Annotated in this window: 14 protein-coding genes; 2 read left to right on the plus strand and 12 right to left on the minus strand. The window is 36.0% G+C overall.

Annotated features, from left to right (window positions below):
• Window positions 1-60: 60 nt before the first annotated feature.
• From SCA31_RS09300 to SCA31_RS09350, 11 genes are all read right to left on the minus strand, one after another.
• Window positions 61-960, minus strand: a complete 900-nt coding sequence (locus SCA31_RS09300; protein WP_410696671.1) for an alpha/beta hydrolase family protein — start codon at window positions 958-960, stop codon at window positions 61-63.
• 240 nt (window positions 961-1,200) lie between these two features.
• Window positions 1,201-1,602, minus strand: coding sequence for an NTF2 fold immunity protein (locus tag SCA31_RS09305; RefSeq protein WP_410696672.1), 402 nt, complete (start codon window positions 1,600-1,602; stop codon window positions 1,201-1,203).
• 236 nt (window positions 1,603-1,838) lie between these two features.
• The gene (gene groL / locus SCA31_RS09310) at window positions 1,839-3,464 is read right to left on the minus strand and encodes a chaperonin GroEL (RefSeq protein ID WP_219071779.1); all 1,626 of its coding nucleotides are present in this window, start codon (window positions 3,462-3,464) and stop codon (window positions 1,839-1,841) included.
• 118 nt (window positions 3,465-3,582) lie between these two features.
• Window positions 3,583-3,861 (minus strand): co-chaperone GroES, encoded by a 279-nt coding sequence (groES, locus tag SCA31_RS09315; protein ID WP_034696138.1) that lies wholly within the window; start codon window positions 3,859-3,861, stop codon window positions 3,583-3,585.
• Window positions 3,862-4,031: 170 nt separating this feature from the next.
• Window positions 4,032-4,166 (minus strand): hypothetical protein, encoded by a 135-nt coding sequence (locus SCA31_RS09320; protein WP_410696673.1) that lies wholly within the window; start codon window positions 4,164-4,166, stop codon window positions 4,032-4,034.
• 132 nt (window positions 4,167-4,298) lie between these two features.
• Window positions 4,299-4,523 carry a hypothetical protein gene (locus SCA31_RS09325; protein ID WP_410696674.1) on the minus strand — a complete coding sequence of 75 codons (225 nt, stop codon included), beginning with the start codon at window positions 4,521-4,523 and terminating at the stop codon, window positions 4,299-4,301.
• A gap of 10 nt (window positions 4,524-4,533) precedes the next feature.
• The gene (locus tag SCA31_RS09330; protein ID WP_410696675.1) at window positions 4,534-4,734 is read right to left on the minus strand and encodes a hypothetical protein; all 201 of its coding nucleotides are present in this window, start codon (window positions 4,732-4,734) and stop codon (window positions 4,534-4,536) included.
• 160 nt (window positions 4,735-4,894) lie between these two features.
• Window positions 4,895-5,410: a nuclear transport factor 2 family protein gene (locus SCA31_RS09335; protein ID WP_410696676.1), complete on the minus strand. Its 516-nt coding sequence runs from the start codon at window positions 5,408-5,410 to the stop codon at window positions 4,895-4,897.
• Between the two features lie 138 nt (window positions 5,411-5,548).
• Entirely contained in the window at window positions 5,549-6,763 is a 1,215-nt protein-coding gene (locus tag SCA31_RS09340; protein ID WP_410696677.1) for a cation:dicarboxylate symporter family transporter, read from the minus strand.
• Window positions 6,764-6,853: 90 nt separating this feature from the next.
• Window positions 6,854-8,140, minus strand: a complete 1,287-nt coding sequence (locus tag SCA31_RS09345; protein ID WP_410696678.1) for a CitMHS family transporter — start codon at window positions 8,138-8,140, stop codon at window positions 6,854-6,856.
• Window positions 8,141-8,159: 19 nt separating this feature from the next.
• Window positions 8,160-8,852: a DUF2490 domain-containing protein gene (locus SCA31_RS09350; protein WP_410696679.1), complete on the minus strand. Its 693-nt coding sequence runs from the start codon at window positions 8,850-8,852 to the stop codon at window positions 8,160-8,162.
• A 229-nt stretch (window positions 8,853-9,081) separates the two neighbouring features.
• Between SCA31_RS09350 and SCA31_RS09355 the strand changes: the two genes are divergently transcribed.
• Both SCA31_RS09355 and SCA31_RS09360 read left to right on the plus strand, forming a co-directional pair.
• Complete coding sequence (locus tag SCA31_RS09355; RefSeq protein WP_410696680.1) at window positions 9,082-10,110, plus strand: sensor histidine kinase; 1,029 nt, start codon at window positions 9,082-9,084, stop codon at window positions 10,108-10,110.
• Complete coding sequence (locus SCA31_RS09360; RefSeq protein ID WP_410696681.1) at window positions 10,110-10,808, plus strand: LytR/AlgR family response regulator transcription factor; 699 nt, start codon at window positions 10,110-10,112, stop codon at window positions 10,806-10,808. Before SCA31_RS09355 ends, SCA31_RS09360 begins: the two co-directional genes overlap by 1 nt.
• A gap of 81 nt (window positions 10,809-10,889) precedes the next feature.
• On the opposite strand, the gene SCA31_RS09365 is transcribed toward SCA31_RS09360, so the two are convergent.
• Window positions 10,890-11,780: a hypothetical protein gene (locus SCA31_RS09365; RefSeq protein WP_410696682.1), complete on the minus strand. Its 891-nt coding sequence runs from the start codon at window positions 11,778-11,780 to the stop codon at window positions 10,890-10,892.
• Window positions 11,781-11,789: the final 9 nt, after the last annotated feature.

The following is an 11,789-nucleotide window of genomic DNA, read 5'->3' on the forward strand; positions in this document are numbered from 1 at the left end:
TAAAATATATACAATCGCGCGGTAACGAAAGGATCTGCTTTAAACAGGTTTATATATGTTTTACTTTGAAGCTTTAGATTTTTTAATACTCAAGGCTTTCTGTTGTATCCATTGTACAGCAGTATCTATAGGTGTTGTATCATTGCTGGAAGAAGTATTGTGCCCCAATTGAGGAAAAGAAGCATATTCGAAAGGTTTTCCTTGTGCTTTAAGGGTGTTCAATTGTTCTATACACAACTTTACCGGAATCTGTATGTCTTTTTCACCAAAAAGCCAAAGCCCGGGAATTGAAAGGGTATTCAGATAGGTTTTGGGGTCGGTGGCTACAAATTGATATTTGTCCGGATCATTTTTAGTATGCTCGGCGGCATCTGCTTCGGTGTGATTTTCCCAGAAATTGTTGTTTCCATTGGTATAAAACTGAAATCGAAGTTGTTCCAGAGTGGTAATGGTAGGGCCGCTAAATAAAACCATAAAGTCAATTTTTGGGTTTTTGCTTGCCGCCATCGGGATGATCCATCCTGCCTGACTGAAGCCAACTAATCCAATGGGTATTTTTTTATCTTTCAAATAGGTTTGAAATGTTGCTGTGGCTGCATTGGCATCCTGAGCCAGTAAAGTAAGATTAGCAGGGTCTATATTATTGGTACCCACAGAGGGACCTACATATACACCTCCAGATTCTCCAACTCCGCGTTTGTCGTAGGTGAATACAGCAATGCCTTCTTTGGCGAGACGTTTTGCAAATTCCATTTCTCTTTTTACCGGATCTGACCCGTGAACAATGACCACTGCTGCAACTGGTTTCTTAGGTTCTACAAAGGAGCCCGCAAGAGTGATATCTTGACTTTCAAACTTTACATCCTGAATGGTAAAGTCGGCGGATTGTGAAAAAACTGTTTCTGGTAAAGCTATTAATAACAGCCAAATAAATAGGGTAGAAAAAAAGTTATTTTTCATGGGTTATCGTTACGGGTCAAATATAATAAAAAACCGCTCTATAAAATAGACCGGTTTTAGTTTATATATAGTAGTTAAGACTACATCATTCCTGGCATTCCACCACCCATTGGCATAGCTGGTTCTGCGCTCTTCGCTTTAGTGATAATACATTCAGTTGTTAACAACTATTGCCAAGCCTCTTTTTTGCCAAGCAATTCGATAACAGTACATATCTTAGTTATTTCAATTGTCAAAAATTTATAAAATATCAGAGGTCCATGTGTTGTTTCCTGCTAGACTTTCAACGGTATCAATTTTCCAAACTTGCCCTTGTTTAACTACGATATATTTTTTCGACGGTGCTATGTTTTTAATTTTTGGTGTTTGTATTTCTACTTTATTTTTTGTTAATTCTGTGCACATTGCAATTTCAGAGCTTGAGTTATAAGTCCCACCATAGAAAAAATAACCTGTATGTGCCCTATGATATTGTCTGTTTTTTGAAGTGCAATATTTGTTGTAAATGCTCTGCAAAACTTTTCTTGCCACACTGTCAATTTTTGCAAGTTCATCTAATTGAGTTCGTTCTCTTTTTACCAAATTATGGCAGTCGTTCGCCCATTTGTTATACACTTTTACGAACTCAATAATGGTGTCCATTGATGTTCTATCGGTGTCTGGCAAAGTATTTTCTATGTATTTGTCGAAGTCCATTTTGATCAGTGATGTCTGGCTTAAAGTTGCTGCTAACACCCAAATTTACACATTGTGTAAATAGTATAGAGCTATAGTTATTATATATATTTTTTGTAACCCTATTTTATATCAAGACCACAAAAAAACCGCCCTATAAAAATAGAGCGGTTAGTATATTAATCTGCCTCGGTCGCTGACCGTTACATCATTCCTGGCATTCCACCACCCATTGGCATAGCTGGTTCTGCGCTCTTCACTTCAGTGATTACACATTCAGTGGTAAGAAGCATTCCAGATACAGAAGCTGCGTTTTCAAGAGCAACTCTTGTTACTTTAGTTGGGTCAATGATTCCTGCTTCAAGCATGTGAACATATTCGTCAGTTTTCGCGTTGTATCCGAAGTCTCCAGTTCCTTCTGCTACTTTAGCAACAATTACAGAACCTTCACCTCCTGCGTTAGCAACGATTTGTCTTAATGGCTCTTCGATTGCTCTTTTCACGATTTTGATCCCTGTAGTTTCGTCAGAGTTAATTCCAGTAAGGTTTTCTAAAGCTGAGATTGCTCTTACTAAAGCAACACCACCTCCAGCTACGATACCTTCTTCAACAGCTGCTCTTGTAGCGTGTAGGGCATCATCAACTCTGTCTTTTTTCTCTTTCATTTCAACTTCAGAAGCTGCTCCTACGTACAGTACAGCAACACCACCTGCTAACTTAGCTAATCTTTCCTGAAGTTTTTCTTTATCATAATCAGAAGTAGATGTTTCCATCTGAGCTTTGATCTGAGATACTCTTCCTTTGATTTTAGCTTCGTCACCACCACCGTTTACAACAGTCGTGTTGTCTTTATCAATCGTTACTTTCTCAGCAGTTCCAAGCATATCCAAAGAGATGTTTTCCATAGTGAAACCTTGCTCTTCAGAGATCACCTGACCTCCTGTAAGGATTGCGATATCTTCTAACATTGCTTTTCTTCTGTCTCCGAATCCTGGAGCTTTTACAGCAGCAATTTTAAGAGAACCTCTTAGTTTGTTTACTACCAAAGTAGCTAAAGCTTCACCTTCAACTTCTTCAGAGATAATTAATAGAGACTTACCACCTTGTGCAATTGGCTCAAGAACTGGAAGTAATTCTTTCATTGAAGAAATTTTCTTCTCTACTAAAAGGATATATGGGTTTTCTAGTTCAGCTAACATTTTCTCAGGGTTAGTCACGAAGTAAGGTGACTGGTACCCTCTGTCAAATTGCATTCCTTCTACAACGTCTACTGTTGTATCAATACCTTTAGCTTCTTCTACAGTAATTACCCCTTCTTTACCCACTTTTCCGAAAGCTTCAGCGATTAATGCACCAATAGTTTCGTCATTGTTAGCAGAAACTGAAGCAACCTGCTTCACCATTTCTGTAGAATCTCCAACAGTTTGAGACTGTGTTTTTAGGTTTTCAACAACTGCAGTTACTGCTTTATCGATTCCTCTTTTAAGATCCATTGGGTTAGCACCAGCAGCTACATTCTTAAGACCTTCTCTTACGATAGCCTGTGCCAATACAGTAGCGGTAGTAGTACCATCTCCTGCAATATCATTAGTTTTGGACGCAACTTCTTTTACCATTTGCGCACCCATATTTTCTACTCTGTCTTCAAGTTCGATTTCTTTTGCAACAGACACCCCGTCCTTAGTTACGTGAGGAGCACCGAAAGATTTTTCGATTACTACGTTTCTACCTTTAGGACCTAAAGTTACTTTTACTGCATTAGCCAATGCATCTACCCCTCTCTTTAGAGCATCTCTTGATTCAATATCGAATTTTATTTCTTTTGCCATTTTTTTCTTGTATTAATGTACAATGTACGATGTACAATGTACTTGATTTACTTTTTAATGTTTGATTTTTTATCAGTCATGAATACATTGTACATTTTACATTGTACAACGTACAGATTTACCCGATGATTCCTAATAGATCAGCTTCTCTTACGATTAGATAGTCTTTCCCTTCTAACTTTAATTCAGCCCCTGAATATTTTCCATAAAGAACTTTGTCACCTACCTGAACAGTTGTAGGCTCATCTTTTTTACCAGGACCTACTGCCACTACAGTACCTTCTTGCGGCTTTTCCTTTGCAGTGTCCGGGATAATAATACCTGAAGCTGTTTTAGTTTCTGCAGCAATTGGTTCTACCAATACTCTGTCTGCTAATGGTTTAAAGTTTACTGACATAATATATTTATTTTTTAATTATTCCTGTCTAGTAAGACTCTAAATGTATGCCATGCAGCACTGGTGGATGAAATGGCAGACTTTTGTTTCCGAATGTGAAAATTTGGCAGAAAAATAAAAAAAGCCGGAATTTTCCGACTTTTATTTTTGTATGTTATGAGTTGATTTTATTATGGACAGTGCTGTCCCGGACCGATCCATAGGATACATTGTCCCTTGTAATTGTACTCGCAGCAAAAGCGTCCTGCTGCTCCGCCATTGATTACTTTCTGTGCGTCTCTGCTTAATAATTTAGCATTTTTCATAGTTAATAATGTTTAGTTTGTACAGTTCCTGAGCATTTAAAGTCAATCAGGGTTTTGACATTTGGTGTTGAAGTCTTCATTCAAATATAAAACTTTTTCCTTAATCTGTGATATATTTTTAGAATTTATTTTTTAATTAAATGTTTGGTTATCAGTTTGATGATTTTGCGTAATGGTTTCCAGATACATTTTTTTTTCATTCATATCTATGTCTTGCTTCATGATCTTTCTTGTTTCGGGATCAATGTAATAGGTGAGATTTGTGGTGTTATCACTGATATCATCGGTGGTTTTTACCGCCCAGACCTTTTTGCCATTCAGGTCGGTTTTCTTGACCTTCAGAATGTAGGCTTTCATGACTCCTTTTTTAGCCGTGGATTATAATCGAAAATAGAAAACTCTGTGGTAGTATTTTCTTCAATGGTAAGAAACGGGTCATCATAGGGTAGCTGCTGCTGTCAAAGTAATTTTCTGCAGGAATTTCTATATCTTCTTTCTGCTGGGTCTTTTTATCAAGGTAATATCCGGTTACTTTGCTTTTATTATAGAGAAGAGTTATATTTCTCATCCTATTAAAAGATGAATGTTGTACGGGTTGAAAATTAGTAATTTTTTAGGAGTAAGCTGCTGCCGCGAAAAAAAATGAGTGCTGCTCATTAACACAAGAAAAAAAATGCTCTCATAATATTTTTAATAATTAGTTATACTGATTATTAAAAAGTTGCAATTTATTCTCTTTGAGGTTCTGGAGAAATACTTTCCTGCTCCATTGAAAATATCACGCTCGTAATCTTCCATTCATTTTTAATTTTCACAAGCCCCCAGGATTCTTTGCCCCATAAACCTTTCTTTCCGCCGGCCCAAAAACTAAAATCAAATGTTATCGAAGCTATGCTGCCATCCGTATCAATATTTACATTAGAAAACTTTTCTTCCTTTGTAGATCCTTTAGTTGTACTTCTAAACCATGATTTATAATCTGCTGTTTTACGATCTAAGGATTTGGGGTCTTTCTCAATTCTTTTCTGCTGTGTTTTATCTTTATATACACCAACCCAGGTGACAGGTCCGTCATAAAATAACTTGTACAGGCTAGTGCTGTCTTTGGCTTTTAAGCTGTACATAAAGGTATCCAGTACTTTTCGAAGTTCAACTGTATGTTGCTGAGCATCAGTTTTATTTTGTGAATGGATGAAATTAAATCCTGAAAGGAAAATAATAACAGTTAGAAATATACTTTTCATGATTTCTTGTTTAGCTTTCTTAAAATCAGTCTGATTTTTTCTGTGAAACTAAATTAACAAAAAATGTGAATGTGAAATAAAAATATTGATTACTAGTGTTTTAAATGAATGTAATGATCTTGTTTTATACAGGAACTTTTAGCCTACATGATTTTTTGAAGGCTGATTGATTTTTGAAATAATAGCTCCTGAAACTGCAATCCCAATAAAATTGGTGACGGATCTGGCTTCATTCATAAAACGATCTACACTGTAAAGAAGGGCAATATCTGTTAATGGGATTTTTCCAAATCGGTTCAAGGTGAAAATCAGGGCCAGAAATCCTGATCCCGGTACTCCGGAGGCTGTTTTTGAAGTCATGGAAATAATAATAAACAACCCTATATAATCTTGAATGTTCAGTGAAATATTATAAAACTGAACAAGAAAACAACAGGTGACAGAAAGGTAGATACAAGCTCCGGCAAGATTGAAATTATATCCCAAAGGAATAATAAATCTTAAAATTTTTCTGCTGTATCCTTCAGATTCCATTTTCTCAAAAATTAAGGGAAAAGCTGTTTTGGAGGACGATGTACTCATTACCAGAATAATTTCTTCCTTAATGTTCAATAAAAATTTCCAGAGATTAAATTTGAACAGATAAGAAACAAACCCCAGAATTCCAAAAATGAATACTATATCGGCAATATATACGGTAGCCACCACTTTACTCAAAGGTAAAAGAGTATTGATGCCATATACCGAAACACCATAAGCGATATTACAAAAAATAATAAGAGGCAGAATGATATAAAGATATTTAATGACCGTATAGAAAATATGTCCTCCACGATCTAGTATATTCAGAAACTTTTCTTTTTGAGGGGTAAGGTTCATGGCAATTCCTATTACAATAGAGAGTAGAAGAAAAATACCATGCCTGTTAAGATATAAAAGGGTAGATAAACTGTTGTCTTTAATCTCAAATGTTTTAGGGAGAGAAGTATTGATTCTGGTGACATCAATTCCAGTATCAGAGCCAGGCTGCATCACTAATCCAAAAATAAAACCTATCATGATGGCTGCCGAACTCATGATCAAAAAATATAAAATGGTTTGGCCTATCACATTTCTTGCATTTTTGATTTCAGACAATTGGCTGATTCCATACATTACTGCCATAAAGATAACAGGAAGTATCAGTGTTTCCAGAATCATAAAAAAGTACCGGCTTACCACTCCCAGCTTGATGCTCTGCTCTGGAAAGTAGTGGCCTGCCAATACCCCGCCCATCATTGCTGTAAAGACATACAATGTGAGATTTTTAAGGTACCTGCCGGTAAATGTTTTTTGAGATTCTAGAGGATTCATCTGGAGAAATAGGCTGTCTTTACAAAACTAATTTTTAGGTTTGATTATTATTTATGAAGTTGAAGATAACAATTATTCATCAAATTCTTATCATATGGTTCCAAGAAGCAAGGCTCCTATCAGCATGATAATGGACGATCCGATGGCCCACTTTAATGTGTATTTCAAATGATCCGAATATTCTACCCCTGCTAATGATACCAATAGGTAAGTGGAAGGAACCAGCGGGCTTAATAAATGGGAAGCCTGCCCTACAAGACTTGCTCTTCCCAATATTTCCGGAGCAATATCCAGCTGATGCCCCGTTGCCTCAATAATAGGGAGTATCCCAAAATAATAAGCATCATTCGTAAGAAAAAACGTCAGGGGAACACTGAAGATGGCTGTAATAATATTCAGGGAGCCGCCCCAGCTTTTGGGTACAATATCTATCATGCTGTTGCCCATAGCCTGCATGATGCCGGTTCCATTCAGAATACCCGTAAAAATGCCAGCTCCAAAAATCATCCCTGCTACAGATAATGCATTCCCTGCGTGCTTTGAAATAATTTTCTGCTGATCTTTAAGTTTAGGATAGTTGATGACAGAGGCAATACAAAAGGCAATCATAAAAGCGATGCCCAATGGAACGATATCTAATATCATCACCGTCAATAAAACAAGCGTTAATAGTAAATTTACCCAGATCAGTTTGGGGCGGAGAAGCTTAGGGTCAGACTCTCCGGCAATATCGCCAGCGCTATATTTGGTGTATTTTCCATACTTTGCAATGCGTTTTTTTTCTTTGTTTCCCAGAATATAGGCCACAAATATTACCCAGATAATTCCTAAAGCCATAATAGGAATCATAGGGACAAAAATTTCTGTATGTCCTAGTTTCAGGGAACTCATCACTCTTGCAGTGGGGCCTCCCCATGGTAAAATATTCATAATTCCTCCGGCCAGCATAATAATGCAGGTTAGTGTCAAAGGATTCATTCCTTGTTTTTTATATAATGGAAGCATGGCGGCCACTACAATGATATAGGTAGAAGAACCGTCCCCATCCAGAGAAACCAGTGTAGTAAGAATGGCTGTTCCAATAGTAGTCTTTACAGGGTTGTCTCCTACAGCTTTTAAAATAAGATTGACCAACGGTTCAAAAAGTCCGGTGTCTATCATTAAGCTGAAATAAAGAATGGCAAAAATGAGCATAACACCCGTGAGAGCTATTTCCTTTACTCCATTCTTCATCATTTCTCCCAATTGAGGTCCGAATCCAGCTAAAAATGCTACTGTGACAGGAATAATGACCAAGGCGGTAAGGGGTGTCATCTTTTTATTCATGATAAGCACCATAAAAATGATGATCATCAAAAATCCGAGGAGTGTAAGCATAAGAAGGGGTATTTTTTAGTTATTTATTTTTATTTTTTCTCCAGTCAAAATTGTTTCGGAAACCGATGTAGGCATAGTTGCTGGTAGATCCGGTTTCCAGCTGGTTGATAAAGGCCACTTCGATGGCTGAGTTTTTTCCTGTTTTTATTCCTATACCGGCTGTTAAACGGTTACTGTCGAATGTTTCTTCCTTGCTGGCATTCATTCTGATTTCATTTTTTAGAATACCATAGAATTTTTCTTTTTGTCCGGCTTTATTGAATGGAATTCTTAGAGAAATAAGGTAACGTAGTCTTACAATGAATTCATCCGGATTACTGATAAACCGCTCTTCTACACGGAAGCGGTGTGAGATAGAAGTTCTTCCTATATTCCCTCCCAGGCTTACCTGTTGAAAAGGCCTTTTTTCATACCTTTCTTTTTTGGAATTATCAGATTTGTACGAATCCAGAATAAGGAACATCATTCCTAAAGCAGGTCTTACCTCATGGGCTACTTCATAATCCACATAAGCGGAGACAAGAAAAAGTCTGGTGTCATAGGCCAGATCAAAAGAGCGGTATTGGGAAAGGGCTGTTAACGTACTTTTGTCTGTCAGTTTTGCAGACATCAGGTACTGGAACCACATATTATAAGTGTCTCTACTTTGAGCATAGGTAAACTGGCTGAGCCCCAGTAGGAGAAAGGCGAGTAACGATAATTTAATTTTCATGTAATACTGAATTAATATCCTGCTTTCTCAAATATATTTATAAGAAACACCCGTGAACTTATTTTTCAATCAATGGCAGTTTTTATCAGTGAACTGCAATCCGGGGAGAAAAAGGTCTTATATTTGAAAGATTGAAAATTGAATATTTTAGATGTTTTTTATTATAAATATTGTATTTATATTATTGGTTTTTAGGATTTTACTTAATGGTAGGATTTTGAAAAAGCTGATGAAATATCATTGGGGCTTTTTGCTGAAATTTCAGCATGCTTTATTCTTTTTATTCTTTTTTATCATCACTTTTTTCACCGAAAACTACTTTTTAGATGTCCCGGAACTCATCTGGTCTGTATTATTTGTTATAATTTTCAATATTGGAATTTACTATCTGGTCTATTTTTATCTTGTCCCCAGGTTTTATCTTGCCAATAAGTATCCTGAATTTATTTTGTATGCACTCATCTGTTTTTTAGTTTCAAGTCTTTTTAGGATTTTACTGGAGCCTGCAGTGTTCCACATGAAGTTTAATGAAACCCTTTCCAATACAAAATTTCTGTATAATGTATACACTGCCCAAGGGATTGTAATACTTGTGGCTTCATTTCTGGGGATCACGAAAGATAAATTTTTGATAGAGCAGGATTTTAAAGAATTGGGTGAGGAAAAAGATCAGTTGTATCTGAACCTTTTGAAATCGAAGCTAAACCCTCATTTCTTGCTGAATACACTTAATAATATTTATTCTAAAAGTATTAATCCATCCGAGAATACCTCTGAATCTATTTTGCAGCTCAGCCGGCTGTTGCAGTATGTTATTTATGATACCAATAAGGAGAAAATTACGCTTATGCAGGAGTTTTCGTCCATTAAATCCCTGATAGGACTTTATCAGTTAAAGTATAATAATTTGTTGGATATCAATTTTACAATAGAAGATGAAGAAACATTGGAACTCATTGAGGTTCCGCCTTCTGTTTGCCTGACCTTATTTGAGAATGCTCTGAAACATTCGGCGGTAGGAATTGAGGACAATAGCTTTATCAGAGTGTACTATAAAATAGAAAATCAGGAATTTTTATTTGAAATAAAGAATTCTGTAGCACAAAACCGAAATCTTATGGGCAACTTTAATGATAATGGATTGGGAAATGAAGCAGTCATCAGTATTTTGGAAAAATATTATCCAGAAAGATTTACTTTTATATCTGAGGAAATTGAAAATAATACATACGAGACGATGTTAAAAATTAAATTATAATGGCAAACCTTACTATCGTAGGAGTGGACGATGAATATCCGGCATTAGAGCTTATCCGGCATTATTGTGAGCAGATAGAAGATATAGATTTGCTGGAGGTATTTCAGAATCCGGAAAAAGCTCTTCAATATTTACAGAAGAATAGGGTAGATCTGGTTATTCTGGATATTAATATGCCTTATATCAACGGGATTGACCTTCTGTTAAAACTACCATATACACCACTATGTATATTTCTTACGTTAGAAACTCAATATGCAGTAAAGGCATTTGAATTGGATGTTGTACATTATCTGGTAAAGCCTGTAGATTTTGAAACCTTTAAAAGAGCGGTCTATAAAGCAAAAGATTTTTTACAGTTTAAGAAGTCTGCCGAAGACAAAAAGCAGGAAGATTTTATCATGTTTAAGTCTAACTATATCATGAATAAAGTCCTACTACAAGATATAAAATGGATTCAGGGCTTTGGAGAATATATTATTTTGATCACCCATTTGAAAAAATATATGATTCTGGAAAGGATGTCTAATTTTGAAGAAAATTTTCAAAATCTGGGATTCATAAGAATTCATAAATCATATATTGTTCTCTTTTCACATATCAGTTCATATGATTCGAACACAATTTATCTGAAAGGTGGGGAGCAGCTTCCACTGGGAAGAACCTATAAAAAACAACTGAAAGAATATTTTGGATAAAAAGCATGGTTTAACTTTTTGTAGATCGTCTTATTGAAAAATAAAAAGCTCACTGTATCAGTGAACTTTTCTACTATTTTTTTAAGGGCATGACTGCTTATAATCATCAAGGAGTTTTTTGTACATTTTGGTGTATAACTCAGTTTTGTAATGCATATTGATTCTTGCAGCTTCAGCTCCTTTTTTTCCCTTTACCATTGCTTTTCTTTCCACATCGGATTCTTTTTTATTTTCCTTAAAGGTTTTATTGGAAAAATATTCATTCTTTCTGGCCTCATCTACTTTTTTCAGAAATTCAGGACAGTCGGCACCTACAATTTCATAAGCTGTATAAAACTTTTTATAGAGTGTTTTCATATTGAATAACGCCAATGGGCTTAATGAACTGTAATCTACCGGAGCAACGGCCACTGTGTCATCAGGCTTGCTGAGGTAAATCATGACATAGGTCAACTGGCAGGTGTCCTCATTTCCATCAAATCCTGTGGCGAAATTATTTCCATAGTTTGCTTTGCACATCATACTTCTGTACCCATAAAGATTAATGGGGCCTTTCTCCATCAAAGGAAGCATTAATACTCTTCCTTCTGATTCCATTTTCAAGTCATTATTGATCTCCTTTACAATTCTTTTATCCAGTTGAAAAACTTCATGGGTATCCTCGTTAGTATACATAAGACTTTTGATATCAGATACCGGAATCAGTTGTATGTTTTTATCTTCTTTCGAGGATTTGAACTTCACTTCTTTCCTATCCAAATGAGCACTTTTCTCACTATTTCCTCCTATAAACTGGAATGTTGCAACATCGGGCAGCGTAAAATCCTGCGCAACTCCCTTTTTCGTACTTCCATCCTCCATAAGGATTTCAATCGGAAGAAAATCTCTTTTGCCTGTATAAAACTGCAGAGATTGGGCACATAAGGTAGATGCTGTCACAATGGACAGTAATAAGATTGTAAGTTTTTTCATGGTTATTGT

Origin of the sequence: Chryseobacterium sp. SIMBA_028 (assembly GCF_046535285.1) — a bacterium.
In the GTDB taxonomy this organism is placed as follows: Bacteria; Bacteroidota; Bacteroidia; order Flavobacteriales; family Weeksellaceae; genus Chryseobacterium.